Annotated in this window: 14 protein-coding genes and 1 pseudogene; 7 read left to right on the forward strand and 8 right to left on the reverse strand. The window is 61.6% G+C overall.

All coding sequences use genetic code 11. The annotated features are described in order from the left end of the window. Window positions 1–74: 74 nt before the first annotated feature. The 7 genes from pip (at window position 75) to NE357_RS01865 (ending at window position 9,021) form a co-directional block, all read left to right on the forward strand. Window positions 75–1,046 (forward strand): prolyl aminopeptidase, encoded by a 972-nt coding sequence (gene pip / locus NE357_RS01835; protein WP_169428482.1) that lies wholly within the window; start codon window positions 75–77, stop codon window positions 1,044–1,046. Next, window positions 1,043–1,480, forward strand: coding sequence for a D-aminoacyl-tRNA deacylase (gene dtd / locus NE357_RS01840; protein ID WP_169428483.1), 438 nt, complete (start codon window positions 1,043–1,045; stop codon window positions 1,478–1,480). The genes pip and dtd overlap by 4 nt, the downstream gene beginning before the upstream one ends. A gap of 322 nt (window positions 1,481–1,802) precedes the next feature. Further along, window positions 1,803–3,617: a glucan biosynthesis protein G gene (locus tag NE357_RS01845; protein ID WP_169428484.1), complete on the forward strand. Its 1,815-nt coding sequence runs from the start codon at window positions 1,803–1,805 to the stop codon at window positions 3,615–3,617. Then, window positions 3,610–6,180 (forward strand): glucans biosynthesis glucosyltransferase MdoH, encoded by a 2,571-nt coding sequence (mdoH, locus tag NE357_RS01850; RefSeq protein ID WP_169428485.1) that lies wholly within the window; start codon window positions 3,610–3,612, stop codon window positions 6,178–6,180. Before NE357_RS01845 ends, mdoH begins: the two co-directional genes overlap by 8 nt. Before the next feature lie 208 nt (window positions 6,181–6,388). Further along, window positions 6,389–7,186, forward strand: coding sequence for a transporter substrate-binding domain-containing protein (locus NE357_RS01855; RefSeq protein WP_169428486.1), 798 nt, complete (start codon window positions 6,389–6,391; stop codon window positions 7,184–7,186). Between the two features lie 148 nt (window positions 7,187–7,334). After that, a complete protein-coding gene (locus tag NE357_RS01860) occupies window positions 7,335–8,294 on the forward strand; it encodes an amino acid ABC transporter permease (RefSeq protein WP_169428487.1) in 960 nt (319 codons plus the stop codon). Beyond that, window positions 8,287–9,021, forward strand: a complete 735-nt coding sequence (locus tag NE357_RS01865) for an amino acid ABC transporter ATP-binding protein (RefSeq protein WP_169428488.1) — start codon at window positions 8,287–8,289, stop codon at window positions 9,019–9,021. Before NE357_RS01860 ends, NE357_RS01865 begins: the two co-directional genes overlap by 8 nt. 54 nt (window positions 9,022–9,075) lie before the next feature. On the opposite strand, the gene NE357_RS01870 is transcribed toward NE357_RS01865, so the two are convergent. The 8 genes and pseudogenes from NE357_RS01870 to hisI all read right to left on the reverse strand — a co-directional run bounded on the left by NE357_RS01870 (window position 9,076) and on the right by hisI (window position 14,089). Then, entirely contained in the window at window positions 9,076–9,948 is an 873-nt protein-coding gene (locus tag NE357_RS01870) for a methyl-accepting chemotaxis protein (RefSeq protein ID WP_423815191.1), read from the reverse strand. Window positions 9,949–9,978: 30 nt separating this feature from the next. Further along, window positions 9,979–10,992 (reverse strand): annotated as a pseudogene (locus NE357_RS01875) (methyl-accepting chemotaxis protein); the annotation flags it as partial. Between the two features lie 105 nt (window positions 10,993–11,097). Next, the gene (locus NE357_RS01880) at window positions 11,098–11,805 is read right to left on the reverse strand and encodes a 16S rRNA (uracil(1498)-N(3))-methyltransferase (protein ID WP_169428490.1); all 708 of its coding nucleotides are present in this window, start codon (window positions 11,803–11,805) and stop codon (window positions 11,098–11,100) included. Continuing rightward, complete coding sequence (tatC, locus tag NE357_RS01885) at window positions 11,802–12,590, reverse strand: twin-arginine translocase subunit TatC (RefSeq protein ID WP_065261773.1); 789 nt, start codon at window positions 12,588–12,590, stop codon at window positions 11,802–11,804. Before tatC ends, NE357_RS01880 begins: the two co-directional genes overlap by 4 nt. Then, window positions 12,587–13,048 (reverse strand): Sec-independent protein translocase protein TatB, encoded by a 462-nt coding sequence (gene tatB, locus NE357_RS01890; protein ID WP_169428491.1) that lies wholly within the window; start codon window positions 13,046–13,048, stop codon window positions 12,587–12,589. Before tatB ends, tatC begins: the two co-directional genes overlap by 4 nt. A 10-nt stretch (window positions 13,049–13,058) precedes the next feature. After that, window positions 13,059–13,337 carry a twin-arginine translocase TatA/TatE family subunit gene (locus NE357_RS01895; RefSeq protein ID WP_007952423.1) on the reverse strand — a complete coding sequence of 93 codons (279 nt, stop codon included), beginning with the start codon at window positions 13,335–13,337 and terminating at the stop codon, window positions 13,059–13,061. 25 nt (window positions 13,338–13,362) lie between these two features. Then, entirely contained in the window at window positions 13,363–13,695 is a 333-nt protein-coding gene (locus NE357_RS01900; RefSeq protein WP_003220849.1) for a phosphoribosyl-ATP diphosphatase, read from the reverse strand. Beyond that, window positions 13,688–14,089, reverse strand: coding sequence for a phosphoribosyl-AMP cyclohydrolase (gene hisI / locus NE357_RS01905; RefSeq protein WP_007909357.1), 402 nt, complete (start codon window positions 14,087–14,089; stop codon window positions 13,688–13,690). Before hisI ends, NE357_RS01900 begins: the two co-directional genes overlap by 8 nt. Window positions 14,090–14,121 lie beyond the last annotated feature (32 nt).

Consider the following 14,121-nt stretch of genomic DNA (forward strand, 5'->3'; position numbering starts at 1 on the left):
CGGGTTTATGATGCCGGACGGCAGAATAATAGAAGTCCCCCCAGGGATGACCTCTACCCCTTACGGAGCGCGCAATGCAGACTTTGTTTCCGCAGATCAAACCTCACGCACGGCACGATCTGGCCGTCGATGACACCCATACGCTGTACGTCGACGAAAGCGGTTCACCGGAAGGTTTGCCGGTGGTCTTCATCCATGGTGGCCCGGGCGCGGGGTGTGATGCCCAGAGTCGCCGCTACTTCGATCCGAATCTGTATCGCATCGTCACCTTCGACCAGCGTGGCTGCGGACGTTCCACCCCCCACGCCAGCCTGGAAAACAACACCACCTGGGATCTGGTCGAAGACCTCGAGCGTATCCGCAAACACCTGGGCATCGACAAATGGGTGCTGTTCGGCGGTTCCTGGGGTTCGACCCTGGCGCTGGCCTACGCGCAAACTCACCCGGAGCGCGTGCATGGTCTGATCCTGCGTGGGATCTTTCTCTGCCGCCCGCAGGAAATCGAATGGTTCTACCAGGCCGGGGCCAGCCGTCTGTTCCCCGATTACTGGCAGGACTACCTCGCGCCGATCCCGCTGGATGAGCGCGACGACCTGCTCAGCGCTTTCCACAAACGCCTGACCGGCAACGATCAGATCGCCCAGATGCACGCGGCCAAGGCCTGGTCGACCTGGGAAGGGCGCACCGCGACCCTGCGCCCGAACCCGCTGGTGGTCGACCGGTTCTCCGAGCCGCAGCGTGCCTTGTCGATCGCGCGGATCGAATGCCACTACTTCACCAATAACGCTTTCCTGGAACCGAACCAGTTGATCCGCGACATGGGCAAGATCGCCCATCTGCCCGGCGTGATCATCCACGGCCGCTACGACGTGATCTGCCCGCTCGACAATGCCTGGGAACTGCATCAGGCCTGGCCGAACAGCGAGCTGCAGGTGATCCGCGATGCCGGTCACGCGGCCTCGGAACCGGGTATCACCGATGCGCTGGTACGCGCCGCCAGCAACATGGCCCGGCGCCTGCTCGACCTGCCGCCCGAAGAAGCATGAAGGGGCTATTGCAGCGCGTGAAAGGCGCGCGAGTCGAAGTGGCGGGGGAGGTGGTCGGCAGCGTCGATCAGGGATTGCTGGTGCTGGTGGCGGTCGAACCCGACGACACGCAGGCCAGCGCCGACAAACTTCTGCATAAACTGCTTAACTATCGAGTATTCGGTGACGCCGTAGGCAAGATGAATCTGTCTTTGGCGGATGTGGGCGGCGGGCTGCTGCTGGTCTCTCAGTTCACCCTGGCTGCCGACACCAGAAGCGGGTTGCGTCCGAGTTTCTCGACCGCCGCCCCTCCGGCGCTGGGCGAGGAATTGTTCGACTATCTATTCAGCAAAGCGAAACAGATGCATGGCACTGTGGCATCAGGTAGATTCGGCGCGGATATGCAGGTTCACCTGGTCAATGACGGCCCGGTAACCTTCCTGTTACAGACATGAAAGTGCTTGAAACACGTTTTTAAGGGCTTTTCGACTGAAAACAGGGAATTTTCGCGATAAATACTTTGTTACCCCTGATGCGTTGTCACGCGGGCTACTAGATAATCGCGCGCTACGGGGATCAGCGTTCGTTGGTCCATTTTGACTTAGGTAGAGACTTGTCCGGATCCGATTGGGGAATCATTTCGACCCAGCGGAGTCGGAACAATGCTCGCCAACTTGGCAAGGGTGTCCTGCAAGGTCGGTTATTTTTGTACCGAATACCTCACAGGCGCTTCATCTGGCCGTTGGTTTATTGATCTGTTTTCGGCGAGGGTTGCTCGTGATTGTTAGTCCCTGTTATGCAGCAAAATTGTCTGCCAAACGCTTGCGCAGCGCTCTGGTAGCGGGCTCGGCAGTTCTCTGCCTGCTCAGCGCCGGCCAGCTTTGGGCATTCAATCTTGACGATGTGTCGGCCAAGGCCAAAGAGCTGGCCGGGCAGAAGTTCGAAGCCCCGCGCAGCAACCTGCCGAACGAATTCCGTGAGATGAAGTTCGCGGACTATCAGAAGATTCGTTTCCGCACCGAAAAAGCCGAATGGGCCGACCAGAAGACCCCGTTCAAGCTGTCCTTCTACCATCAGGGCATGCACTTCGATACGCCGGTGAAAATCAACGAAATCACCGCGAACACCGTCGAAGAGATCAAATACGATCCGAGCCGTTTCGATTTCGGCGATCTGCAGTTCGATCCCAAGGCCACCGAACAGCTGGGCTACGCCGGTTTCCGTGTGCTGTACCCGATCAACAAGGCTGACAAGCAAGACGAAATCATGACCATGCTGGGCGCGAGCTACTTCCGCGTTGTCGGCAAGGGTCACACCTACGGTCTGTCGGCCCGTGGCCTGGCGATCGATACCGCTTTGCCGTCCGGCGAAGAATTCCCGCGTTTTCGCGAGTTCTGGATTCAACAGCCGAAGCCGGGTGACAAGCATCTGGTGATCTTCGCCCTGCTGGATTCGCCACGTGCGACCGGCGCCTACCGCCTGATCCTGCGTCCGGGCAGCGACACCATCGTTGACGTCAAGGGCCAGATGTACCTGCGTGACAAGGTCGGCAAGCTCGGCATCGCGCCGCTGACCAGCATGTTCCTGTTCGGCGCCAACCAGCCGTCGAAAGTGCTCAACTACCGTCGTGAACTGCACGACTCCAGCGGTCTGTCGATCCATGCCGGCAACGGCGAATGGATCTGGCGCCCTCTGAACAACCCTAAACATCTGGCCGTGAGCCAGTTCAGCGTCGAAAACCCGCGTGGTTTCGGTCTGCTGCAACGTGGCCGTGACTTCAGCCACTACGAAGATCTCGATGACCGCTACGACAAGCGTCCAAGCGCCTGGATCGAGCCGAAGGGTGACTGGGGCAAAGGTACCGTCGATCTGGTCGAGATCCCGACCGCCGACGAAACCAACGACAACATCGTTGCGTTCTGGAACCCGGAAAAACTGCCGGAGCCAGGCAAGCCGCTGGACTTCGCCTATCGCATGCACTGGACCATGGACGAACCGGCGATTCACGCGCCGGACAGCGCCTGGGTCAAGCAGACCCTGCGTTCGACCGGTGACGTCAAGCAATCGAACCTGATCCGTCAGCCGGATGGCAGCGTTGCCTATCTGGTCGACTTCGAAGGCCCGTCTCTGGCGGCCCTGGCCCCGGATGCGGACGTTCGCAGCCAGGTCAGCGTCGGCGACAACGCCGAACTGGTCGAAAACAGCGTGCGCTACAACCCTGAAACCAAGGGCTGGCGCCTGACCCTGCGGATGAAGATCAAGGACGCGAGCAAGTCGACCGAGATGCGTGCCGCACTGGTGCAGAACATCGTCCCGGCCGATCTGGCCAAGACCTCGCTGCCGGCTTCCAATTCCTCGGTTGCGAAGGCCGACAAGATCGCCGCCAAGCAGCAAGAGAAAGCCGACAAGGAAGCCAAGGCCGCCGAAGCCAAACAGGCCGACGCCAAGCCAGCGACAGACGCCAAGGACAAGGCCAACAAAGACGCCAAGCAGCCAGCGGCTGCGGACGCGGCCCCAGCCACACCGGAACCGGCCTCGACTGAAGAAGTCCTGACCGAGACCTGGAGCTATCAGTTGCCTGCCGATGAGTAATTCTCAAGTACAGCCAGAGACTCTGTCCGAGTATCTGGCGCATCTGCCGATGACCGACGAACAGCGCGCGGAACTCGCGGGCTGCCAGTCCTTCAGCGAATTGCATCAACGCCTGTCGTCCTCGACGTTCGACGCGCCGACCGAAGCCGCCCAGGCTTCGGTCGGCAAGCGCCTGACCCTGAGCACCGCCGAAGAGCTGGAAGACGCGGAAATGCTGGTGCTCGATGCCAGTGGCCGGGTCAGCCTCAAGGCTACGCCGCCGATCCGTCGGACCAAGGTCGTGCCGGAGCCGTGGCGCACCAATATCCTGGTGCGTGGCTGGCGTCGTATGACCGGCCGGACCAACCCGCCGCAGCCGCCGAAGGACCAGAACGTGCTGCCGGCCGCACGCTGGCGCACCGTCGGTTCGATCCGTCGCTACATCCTGCTGATCCTGATGCTCGGCCAGACCATCGTCGCCGGCTGGTACATGAAAGGCATCATGCCGTACCAGGGCTGGTCGTTCGTCGATCTGGAAGAAGTCCTGCATCAACCGCTGCTGCAGACCGCCACACAAGTGCTGCCGTATGCGCTGCAGACCAGCATCCTGATCATGTTCGGGATTCTGTTCTGCTGGGTGTCGGCCGGTTTCTGGACCGCGCTGATGGGCTTCCTCGAATTGCTCACCGGTCACGATAAATACCGGATCTCCGGTAAAAGCGCTGGCAACGAACCGATTCCGAAAGATGCGCGCACCGCACTGGTGATGCCGATCTGCAACGAAGACGTGCCGCGAGTGTTCGCCGGTCTGCGTGCGACCTTCGAGTCGGTCGCCGCTACCGGTGACCTGGATCGTTTCGACTTCTTCGTCCTCAGCGACAGTAACGACACCGACATCTGTGTTGCTGAGCAGCAGGCCTGGCTGGACGTCTGCCGTGAAGCCAAGGGCTTCGGCAAGATCTTCTATCGCCGCCGCCGTCGCCGCGTCAAACGCAAGAGCGGCAACCTCGACGACTTCTGCCGTCGCTGGGGCGGTGATTACAAGTACATGGTCGTGCTCGACGCCGACTCGGTGATGAGCGGCGAGTGCCTGACCAGTCTGGTGCGCCTGATGGAGGCCACTCCGGACGCCGGCATTATTCAGACCGCGCCGCGTGCTTCGGGCATGGACACGCTGTATGCACGCATGCAGCAGTTCGCCACTCGTGTGTACGGTCCGCTATTCACCGCCGGCCTGCACTTCTGGCAACTGGGTGAATCCCACTACTGGGGTCACAACGCGATCATCCGCATGAAGCCGTTCATCGACCACTGCGCCCTGGCGCCGTTGCCAGGCAAGGGGGCGTTCTCCGGTGCGATCCTCTCTCACGACTTCGTTGAAGCCGCGCTGATGCGCCGTGCCGGCTGGGGCGTGTGGATTGCCTACGATCTGCCGGGCAGCTACGAAGAACTGCCACCGAACCTGCTCGACGAACTCAAGCGTGACCGTCGCTGGTGCCACGGCAACCTGATGAACTTCCGTCTGTTCCTGGTCAAAGGCATGCACCCGGTGCACCGCGCGGTGTTCCTGACCGGCGTGATGTCTTACCTGTCGGCGCCGCTGTGGTTCTTCTTCCTCGTGCTGTCCACCGCGCTGCTGGCGGTGAACACGCTGATGGAGCCGCAGTACTTCCTCGAACCGCGTCAGCTCTATCCGCTGTGGCCGCAATGGCACCCGGACAAGGCGATCGCGCTGTTCTCGACGACCATCGTGCTGCTGTTCCTGCCGAAACTGTTGAGCATCATCCTGATCTGGGCCAAGGGTGCGAAAGAGTTCGGCGGCAAGTTCAAGGTGACCCTGTCGATGCTGCTGGAGATGCTGTTCTCCATGCTGCTGGCGCCGGTGCGGATGATTTTCCACACCCGTTTTGTCCTGGCCGCGTTCCTCGGCTGGGCTGCGACCTGGAACTCGCCGCAGCGTGACGACGACTCCACGCCATGGAGCGAGGCGGTCAAGCGCCACGGTCCGCAGACGCTACTGGGCTTCTTCTGGGCGCTGCTGGTGATCTGGCTGAACCCGAGCTTCCTGTGGTGGCTGGTGCCGATCGTCGGTTCGCTGATGCTGTCGATTCCGGTGTCGGTGATTTCCAGCCGTGTGGGGCTGGGCCTCAAATCCCGTGACGAGAGCCTGTTCCTCATCCCCGAGGAATACAATCCGCCACAGGCGCTGCTGGCCACTGATCAGTACACCCACGAAAACCGCTGGCACGCGCTGAACGACGGCTTCGTCCGCGCCGTGGTCGATCCGCAGCAGAACGCCCTGGCGTGCTCGCTGGCGACTTCGCGTCACGGTGAGGCCGAGCCGATCGAATGGCTGCGTCAGGAGCGTGTGCGTCACGCGATCAAGGTTGGCCCGGCCGGGCTGAACAACCATGATCGCCTGCAACTGCTGAGCGATCCGGTCGCCCTGGCCCGTTTGCACGAGCAGGTGTGGGCCGAAGGTCACGCCGAGTGGCTGGACGCCTGGCGGGCTTCGGTGAAAGCCGACCCCCATGCGCCGCTGCTGCCGCTCAAGCCTGTGAGCTTGCAGGCGCAACCGGCCTGATGAAGAAACCCCGCGAAAGCGGGGTTTTTTTTGATCTCGATAAAGGAGCCTCTCGGCCCGGCCCTTGATTGTTAAACAAATCGTCCATTAAACCTTGTGCAAAAAATCGAGTGCGTTAGCATCCGTCCCCGAATTGGCGCCCCCGGACAATTTTGTCCATCTCTGTCGGTTTTCGCGCCGCAAACGCAATGGTTTTGGGGACTTGAAGATGAAGAAGTATCTGTCGATGCTGCTGGTCGGCGTCACGGCACTGGTTGCAGTCAATGCGGCGCAGGCCGGCGCAATCGATGACGCGGTCAAGCGCGGCACCTTGAAAGTCGGCATGGACCCGACCTACATGCCGTTCGAGATGACCAACAAGCGCGGCGAAATCATCGGCTTCGAAGTCGACATCCTCAAAGCCATGACCAAGGCCATGGGCGTCAAGCTGGAGCTGGTTTCGACCGGTTACGACGGCATTATCCCGGCGCTGATGACCGACAAGTTCGACATGATCGGCAGCGGCATGACCCTGACCCAGGAACGCAACCTGCGCCTGAACTTCAGCGAACCGTTCATCGTGGTCGGCCAGACCCTGCTGATCCGCAAGGAGCTGGAAGGCACCATCAAGTCTTATAAAGACCTGAACACCGCCGACTACCGCATCACCTCCAAGCTCGGCACCACCGGCGAGATGGTCGCCAAGAAGTTGATCGCCAAGGCCAAGTACCACGGCTACGACAACGAGCAGGAAGCCGTGCTCGACGTGGTCAACGGCAAGGCTGACGCCTTCATCTACGACGCCCCGTACAACGTCGTTGCCGTGAACAAGGTCGGTGCCGGCAAACTGGTGTTCCTCGACAAGCCGTTCACCTACGAGCCACTGGCCTTCGGCCTGAAGAAGGGTGACTACGACAGCCTCAACTTCATCAACAACTTCCTGCACCAGATCCACGAAGACGGCACCTACGATCGCATCCATGACAAGTGGTTCAAGAGCACCGAGTGGCTCAAGGACATGGAATAACTCGGTCATATAGACCGAGTCGCCCCATTCGCGAGCAAGCCCGCTCCCACATTGGAATGCGTTCCCTGTGGGAGCGGCGGTACGACGATTCGACTTGCCCGCGAAGGCGGCCTCCCCGGCGACACAACTTTCGGATTTCGCTAAACCCATGAAACAGAAAAAAGCCCAATGGCCCTGGCACGTGCTGACTGTGCTGGTGCTGGTCGGCCTGGCTGGCGCGCTGTATTACGCCACGTCGCTGATGTCCTACGAATGGCGCTGGAACCGCGTGCCGCAGTACTTCGCCTACCAGGCCGAGGAAACCCAGCGCGCGACCGACATTTCCACCGTCAGCGAACTGGTGCGCAAGGGCGGCAGCGCGCAGGTCACCCTGCGCAACGATGCCGGTGACGAGCAGCATCTGACCGTCGACGAAAACAGCCTGCAATTCGCTCAGGGCGACGATGTGGCCGAAGGCGACGTCGTGGGCGTGACCCGGCATTGGGCGGCGGGTCCGCTGCTGTGGGGCCTGTGGACAACGCTTTGGCTGTCGGCGGTGTCCGGCGTGCTGGGACTGCTGATCGGTCTGGCGACCGGATTGTGCCGGTTGTCGAGCAACCCGACCCTGCGCGACCTGTCGACGATCTATGTCGAGCTGGTGCGCGGTACGCCGCTGCTGGTGCAGATCTTCATTTTCTATTTCTTCATCGGCACGGTGATGAACCTGTCCCGGGAGTTCGCCGGGATCGCCGCGCTGTCGCTGTTCACCGGCGCCTACGTGGCAGAAATCATCCGTTCCGGTGTGCAGTCGATTGCCCGTGGGCAGAATGAAGCGGCCCGCTCGCTGGGTTTGAGCGCTGGCCAGTCGATGCGCCACGTGGTGCTGCCGCAAGCGTTCAAGCGCGTGCTGCCGCCGCTGGCCGGGCAGTTCATCAGCCTGGTGAAGGACACCTCGCTGGTGTCGGTGATCGCCATCACTGAGCTGCTGAAAAGCGGCCGTGAAGTCATCACCACGTCGTTTTCGCCATTCGAAATCCTGTTCTGCGTTGCCGGCCTGTACCTGTTGATCAACCTGCCGCTGTCGAAAATCGCCAGCCGGCTCGAGCGGAGGCTCGCGCAAAGTGATTGAAGTCCGCGATCTGGTAAAAGTCTTCGACACCCGCGGCCAGGTAGTGCGCGCGGTGGATCACGTCAGTACGAACGTGGCCAAGGGCGAAGTGCTGGTGGTGCTCGGCCCGTCCGGTTCCGGCAAGTCGACCTTCCTGCGTTGTCTCAATGGTCTGGAAGAATTCGATTCCGGTTCGGTGAGCATCGACGGCCTGCAGCTGGCCGACCCGAAAACCGACGTCAACGCCTACCGCCGCGAAGTCGGCATGGTGTTCCAGCACTTCAACCTGTTCCCGCACATGACCGTGCTGGAAAATCTCTGTCTGGCGCAGAAAGTCGTGCGCAAGCGCGGCCAGAAAGAAAGCGAAGCCAAGGCCCTGGCGCTGCTGGAGAAAGTCGGTATTGCGCAGAAGGCCCGCGAATACCCTTCGCGTCTGTCCGGCGGGCAGCAGCAGCGCGTGGCGATCGCCCGGGCGCTGGCGATGGATCCGAAGGTCATGCTGTTCGATGAACCGACCTCGGCCCTCGATCCGGAAATGGTCGGTGAAGTGCTGGACGTGATGAAGAACCTGGCTGTGGAAGGCATGACCATGGTCTGCGTGACCCACGAAATGGGCTTTGCCCGGGAAGTGGCGGATCGGGTGCTGTTCTTCGATCACGGCAAACTGCTGGAAGATGCCTCACCGGCCGAATTCTTCGATGCGCCGAAGGATCCGCGAGCCCAGGCGTTCCTGCGCCAAGTCCTCTAAACGCAGGACAAAAAAAATCGCAGCCAATGGCTGCGATTTTTTTGTTTGCGCGGTTTAAACCTTGAACCGGCCCACCAGCGTTTGCAGGTGAGTGCCCAGGCGCGCCAGCTCGACGCTGGAGGCCGCCGTCTCTTCACTCGCTGCCGACGTCTGGTCCGACACATCCCGCACGTTCAGCACGCTGCGATTGATCTCTTCGGCCACGGCGCTCTGCTGCTCGGCCGCTGCGGCGATCTGCTGGTTCATCGCCTGAATCGCCGAAACGGTGCGGGTGATGCTTTCCAGCGAGCCACCGGCGCGACGGGTCAGCTCGACGCTGCTGTCGGTCAGGGTGCGGCTGTTGTCCATGATCGTCGACACTTGCTGGGTGCCGTTCTGCAGGCCGACGATCAGCTCTTCGATCTCTTCGGTGGACTTCTGGGTGCGCTGGGCAAGGCTGCGCACTTCATCGGCGACCACCGCAAAACCACGGCCCGCTTCACCGGCACGGGCCGCTTCGATGGCGGCGTTGAGGGCCAGCAGGTTGGTTTGCTGGGCCACGGACTTGATCACGTCGAGCACGCTGCCGATCTTGTCGCTTTCGCGCTTGAGCTCGCCCATGGCCTCGGTGGAATGGCCGACTTCAGCGGCCAGACGTTCAATCTGGGCGATGGCCTCGCCAACCACCTTGTCGCCTTCACGGGCTTGCTGGTCGGCGGCGACGGCGGCTTCCGAAGCTTCCTCGGCGTTGCGCGCGACTTCCTGCACGGTGGCGGCCATTTCGTTCATGGCGGTCGCGACCTGGTCGGTCTCGATTTTCTGATTGTTCACGCCGGCGCTGGTTTGCTCGGTCACGGCTGACAGTTCTTCGGCGGCACTGGCGATCTGGGTGACGCCGTCGCTGATGCCGACGATCAGTTCGCGCAGCCCCTGGGTCATGCTCTGCATCGACCGCTGCAACTGGCCGAGTTCGTCGCGACGCAGCGATACCAGGTTGTGAGTCAGGTCGCCGGCAGCCACGCGCTCGGCGACTTTCAGGGTCTGCTCCAGCGGGATGATGATCTGTCGGGTGATTGCCCAGGCGGCGAGCAGGCCGAACGCCACGGCCAGCAGGGTGGCGATCAGCAACAGGTTCTTGGCGCTGGCGGCATCGGTATCGCGGACGATGGTCTGGGACTCGGTGAGCTGGCGGCTGACGTCGAACAGAATGTCACCCTGAGCCGCCATGCGGGCCAGGGCCTTGGCGCTGGCAACTTGCGAGTCGCGGAACTGGCTGACGGCGGCCCGATAGGCTTTCAGCGAATCGGTGGCCTGTTGCAGGTTGGCGATGTGTTGCTCAGGCAGTTTGGCCGGCAGGGTCTCGAGGTTTTTCAGGGCGTTGTCGATGGCGTCGAGGGCCGGTTGCTCGGCTTCGGTCTTGCCGCTGTAGGTGTAGCCGCGCACCTGGAAGCGGGCCTGCTGGATCAACTTGCTCAGATCGATCACCGCGTTGAACTGGGCAACGCTGTCACCCTGCAGCATGGATTTCTCGACTTCGGCAACCTTGGCCACGGCGTTGTCGGCAGTGGCGCCGAGTTTGCTGCGGGCATCTTCGCGGTTGGCGCCGGCCTGCACCATGTCGGCGAAGGCGCGCTTGTACTCGGCGATGGCCGCCAGTTGTTGGTCGACTTTCGCCGCGTCGGCGGGTTGTTCGATCAGGTTGCGAGCGGTCTGCAGGCCGCTGTCGAGCTTGCCGAGCAGGTCATTGACCGCGCCCGGGCCTTGTTCGCCACGACGCATTTCGTAGTCCAGGCGCGCCAGACGCAGGTCCTTGGTCAGCTCGTTGAGGCTGGAGATGAAGCCGAGTTTGTCACCGCGGCTGATGATGCCGCTCATGCCGGTCCAGCCGGTAAAGGTGATCAACAGCGTCAGTAGCAGCACCAGGCCGAAACCGATGCCCAGCTTGCGTTTGACACTGACATTTCCAAGACTCTCGGCTAACCAACGGTACATGCGACGACTCCCCTCGGACCACTAATTGGACTTATGGAGACTGTATCGGCTGGATGATCGCAATCTGTAACGCGATTTGTCCGGCGCTCAATGGCGCCGGCAGGTTCAAAACAGGCGTGCGAGCAGGGCGGTGACGGCGGTTTCGACCCGAAGGATGCGATCGCCCAGTTGCACCGGTTGCAGGCCGGATTTGGCCAGCAGATCGATTTCGTAGGGAATCCAGCCACCTTCCGGGCCGATGGCCAGGGTCACCGGTTCGCTCAGGGCGCGAGGGCAGGGCGGGAAATTGCCGGGATGACCGACCAGACCGAGAGTGCCGTCGGTGATGGCCGGCAGCCGATCTTCGACGAACGGCTTGAAGCGCTTCTCGATGATGATTTCCGGCAGCACGGTATCGCGGGCCTGTTCGAGGCCGAGGATCAAATTCTCGCGGATCGCTTCCGGCTCGAGAAAGGGTGTCTGCCAGAAGCTCTTCTCGACGCGATAGCTGTTGACCAGAATCACCTTCGACACACCCATGGTCGCTACGGTCTGGAACACCCGGCGCAGCATCTTCGGGCGGGGCAGGGCGAGCACCAGGGTCAGCGGCAGTTTGGCCGGCGGCGGTTGATCGAGGGTGACTCGCAGCTCGGCTTCGCCCGCGTCCAGACGCAGCAGCTCGGCCGAGCCCATCAAGCCGTTGATGCGCCCGACCCGCAAGCTGTCGCCGACTTCCGAGCGGTGGACTTCCTGCATGTGGGTCAGGCGCCGATCACGCAGCACGACGCGGTCGGCCGCAATGAAATCGGCTTCTTCGAGCAGCAGCAGGTTCATGGCTGGGTCGCTGGCGGCTGGTCGTTGTGGTCGTCGACGGTTTCGTCCGGGCGCTCGCGCTTGCTGACCAGGCTGCCGAACAGGATGCCGACTTCAAACAGCATCCACATCGGCACGGCCAGCAGGGTCTGGGAGAAGATGTCCGGCGGGGTCAGGATCATGCCGACCACGAAGCAACCGATGATCACGTATGGCCGGATCTTCTTCAGGTATTTGACGTCGACCACGCCGATCCACACCAGCAGCACCACGGCCACCGGGATTTCGAACGCCACGCCGAAGGCGAAGAACAGCGTCATGACGAAATCGAGGTAACTGGTAATGTCGGTCATCATTTCCACGCCGGCCGGGGTGGCGGAGGCGAAGAATTTGAAGATCAGCGGGAACACGAAGAAGTAGGCGAACGCCATGCCGGTGTAGAACAGCAGGATGCTGGAGATCAGCAACGGGACTGCAACGCGCTTTTCATGCTTGTACAGGCCTGGCGCGATGAAGCCCCAGATCTGGTGCAGGATCACCGGGATCGCGAGGAACAGCGACACCATCATCGTCAGCTTCAGCGGCGTCAGGAAGGGCGACGACACGTCGGTGGCAATCATCGTCGCGCCGGCCGGCAGGTACTGACGCAGCGGTGTCGAGACGAAGGTGTAGATCTGCTGGGTGAAGGCAAACAGCCCGGCGAAGATGATGAAGATCGCCGCCACGCAACGCAGCAGGCGGGTGCGCAACTCGGTGAGGTGCGAAACCAGCGGCATGTGCTGGTCGTTTTCGGGGAGATCGCTCATGGGGCTCGCGGCGGCAATGTTGGGTCGTGAGGGGCCGGCGTGGTTGGCGCGGCGGCTGGAGCAACGGGTTCGATCGGTTTCATGACCGGAGCAGCTTCAGCGCTTGCGGCAGAGACGTGTTCGACGCTCGCCGGTGCATGAATCGTTTGTTCAGCGACAGGCGGTGTTGGCGTCTGGTCTGCCGCCGGCTGCACGGGCGTCGGCTCCTGCTGAACCGGCGTGAAAATCTTCCGCGCCTCCTGTTCCAGCGACAGGATGTGCTCGTTGTGCAGTTGTCGACGGATTTCGTCGGCACCGATTTCACGTTCAACTTCCTGTTTGATCGCGTTGAAGCTGCGCTTCAGCCGTCCGACCCACAGGCCGGCCGTGCGTGCAGCGCCCGGCAGACGCTCGGGGCCCAGCACCAGCAGGGCAACGAGGCCGACGAGCAGCAGTTCAGAGAAGCTGATACCAAACATTAGTCAGTGCTCACACGTCTTTGCGGATCGGCTCTTCGACTTTCTGCGCCTGCACGTCGATGGTGTGCGGCGGGTTGGCCTGAGCGGTGGCTTGCGGCTGAACCGGTGGCACCGGCTGCGCAGGCGTGACGGTCGGATCGGCCGGTTTCTCGTCGTCGTTCATGGCCTTGCGAAAGCCCTTGATCGACTCGCCGACGTCGGTGCCGAGGTTTTTCAGTTTCTTGGTGCCGAACACCAGCACCACGACAACCAGAATGACGATCCAGTGTTTCCAGTCAAAAATGCCCATGTTGCTGTTCCTCTCTTGAAGTTGTTCAGGCGGACGGGCGCGAGGCTTTCTCGACGTGTCCGGACAGGCCGAAGCGACGATCCAGCTCGTCGAGTACAGCCTGCGGATGCTGCCCCAGCTGGGCGAGCATGACCATGCTGTGGAACCACAAGTCGGCGGTCTCGTAGATCACGTCGCTGCAGTCACCGCTGATGGCGGCGTCCTTGGCGGCAATGATCGTTTCGACCGACTCTTCGCCGACCTTTTCCAGAATCTTGTTCAGGCCCTTGTGATACAGACTGGCTACATATGAGCTGTCGGCCGCTGCGCCTTTGCGCTCTTCGAGCACCTGGGCCAGACGAGTCAGGGTGTCACTCATGTTTGTGTCCTGCGGAATAAATAGCGTGCGGGTCTTTCAGGACCGGGTCGACCGTTTTCCAGTCGCCGTTTTCGAAGACGCGGTAGAAGCAACTTTGACGGCCGGTATGGCAAGCGATGTCGCCGATCTGTTCGACCATCAGGATGATGACGTCGGCGTCGCAGTCCAGACGCATTTCATGCAGCGTCTGTACGTGGCCGGACTCTTCGCCCTTGCGCCACAGCTTGCCACGGGAACGTGACCAATAGATGGCACGGTTTTCCGCCGCGGTCAGCTCCAGGGCTTCGCGGTTCATCCAGGCCATCATCAGCACGCGTCCGGTCTTGTGATCCTGGGCAATCGCCGGCACCAGGCCATCGGCGTCCCACTTGATCTCGTCCAGCCAGTTTTTCATCTTCGACTCCGACAGCGAACCCACACTTCAAT

This window comes from Pseudomonas sp. G7(2022) (assembly GCF_052660475.1).

Coding starts and splice junctions, on each gene's coding strand:
- mdoH (WP_169428485.1), top strand. CDS start 3,610: ATGAGTAATTCTCAAGTACAGCCAGAGACTCTGTCCGAGTATCTGGCG.
- NE357_RS01880 (WP_169428490.1), bottom strand. CDS start 11,805: ATGAACCTGCTGCTGCTCGAAGAAGCCGATTTCATTGCGGCCGACCGC.
- dtd (WP_169428483.1), top strand. CDS start 1,043: ATGAAGGGGCTATTGCAGCGCGTGAAAGGCGCGCGAGTCGAAGTGGCG.
- NE357_RS01855 (WP_169428486.1), top strand. CDS start 6,389: ATGAAGAAGTATCTGTCGATGCTGCTGGTCGGCGTCACGGCACTGGTT.
- NE357_RS01860 (WP_169428487.1), top strand. CDS start 7,335: ATGAAACAGAAAAAAGCCCAATGGCCCTGGCACGTGCTGACTGTGCTG.
- tatB (WP_169428491.1), bottom strand. CDS start 13,048: ATGTTTGGTATCAGCTTCTCTGAACTGCTGCTCGTCGGCCTCGTTGCC.
- tatC (WP_065261773.1), bottom strand. CDS start 12,590: ATGAGCGATCTCCCCGAAAACGACCAGCACATGCCGCTGGTTTCGCAC.
- hisI (WP_007909357.1), bottom strand. CDS start 14,089: ATGAAAAACTGGCTGGACGAGATCAAGTGGGACGCCGATGGCCTGGTG.
- NE357_RS01900 (WP_003220849.1), bottom strand. CDS start 13,695: ATGAGTGACACCCTGACTCGTCTGGCCCAGGTGCTCGAAGAGCGCAAA.
- NE357_RS01895 (WP_007952423.1), bottom strand. CDS start 13,337: ATGGGCATTTTTGACTGGAAACACTGGATCGTCATTCTGGTTGTCGTG.
- pip (WP_169428482.1), top strand. CDS start 75: ATGCAGACTTTGTTTCCGCAGATCAAACCTCACGCACGGCACGATCTG.
- NE357_RS01870 (WP_423815191.1), bottom strand. CDS start 9,948: ATGCAGAGCATGACCCAGGGGCTGCGCGAACTGATCGTCGGCATCAGC.